Source organism: Rhizobacter sp. P2_H2, from assembly GCF_056403375.1.
The window spans coordinates 1-935 of sequence record NZ_JBFUFP010001539.1 but is presented as its reverse complement, the minus strand read 5'-3'; the positions used below and the strand labels follow the sequence as shown (position 1 = coordinate 935).

Below are 935 nucleotides of genomic sequence, written 5' to 3'. Positions count from 1 at the left end.
GCGGCGCGGCTGGCCGCCGACATCGACATCCTGCTGCCCGAGCTCGACGCGGCGATCCCGGACAACGGCGACAGCGACCTCGCGCCGCTCGACTCGTCACCGCTGCCGCTCGATACCGCGCCGGGCAAGCTCGACGAGCGTCCGGCGACCGCCGTCGACAACGGCCGAACTGCAACGGCCGGCGAGGTCAGCCGTCACTGAGCCTTCGGCAGCTTGTGGTTGTGCGTCTGCAGGTACAGCGCCGCATTGCCATAGGCCGCCGGGAAGTGCCCCCACTGCTGCTGCAGCGCCGCGATCTCCGGCGCCACCGGCTGCTGCTGCAGCAGGTTGGCCGACGGCTTGTCCGACAGGATGTCGAACAACGCCGGCGGCTGCCGGTCGACCAGCATGTGCGTGCCGACCAGCACGCCCAGTTGGCGCGGCCCGGTGAACTGGAACTCGAAGGCCACGCGGCTCGCATCGAACTGCGGGTCGAGCAGGTCGCGCCCGAGCGTGGTGTTGCGGTAGCCGATGCCGGCCAGCGACGCGAGCGTCGGCAGCACGTCGACCTGCTGCGCCCAGTGGTCGATGCGGCGCGGCGCCACGTGGCCGGGCGAATAGACGAGGAACGGCGTGTGGCCCTGCGTGATCGCGAGGTCGTGCCATGACTTCGGCAGGTGCTGCCCGGTCACGCCGATGATCCCGTGGTCGCCGATGAACGCGAAGAGCGTGTTCTTGAAGTACGCCTCCTTCTTCGCTGCTTCCATGAAGCGGCCGATGCACCAGTCGAGGTAGGCGAACGCACTGTACTCGTCGACCGAGATGAAGCCGTTGTCCTCCAGCTGCGCATCGGTCGGCGTCGGCGGCTGGAACGCGGCCTTGTCCTCGTCGGGGATGGTGTACGGCCGGTGGTTGCCGCTGGTCTGGATCATCGCGAAGAACGGCGTCTTCTGCGC

The 935-nt window shown here is 68.9% G+C and carries 2 protein-coding genes; one reads left to right on the top strand and one right to left on the bottom strand.

Annotated features, from left to right (window positions below; translation table 11 throughout):
* Positions 1-201 (top strand): hypothetical protein (locus AC1D15_RS34580; RefSeq protein WP_477829631.1); only part of this gene is annotated, 201 nt, incomplete at its 5' end.
* Here AC1D15_RS34580 and AC1D15_RS34575 read toward each other — a convergent pair.
* Positions 195-935 (bottom strand): LTA synthase family protein (locus AC1D15_RS34575; protein ID WP_477829630.1); only part of this gene is annotated, 741 nt, incomplete at its 5' end. The genes AC1D15_RS34580 and AC1D15_RS34575 overlap by 7 nt on opposite strands.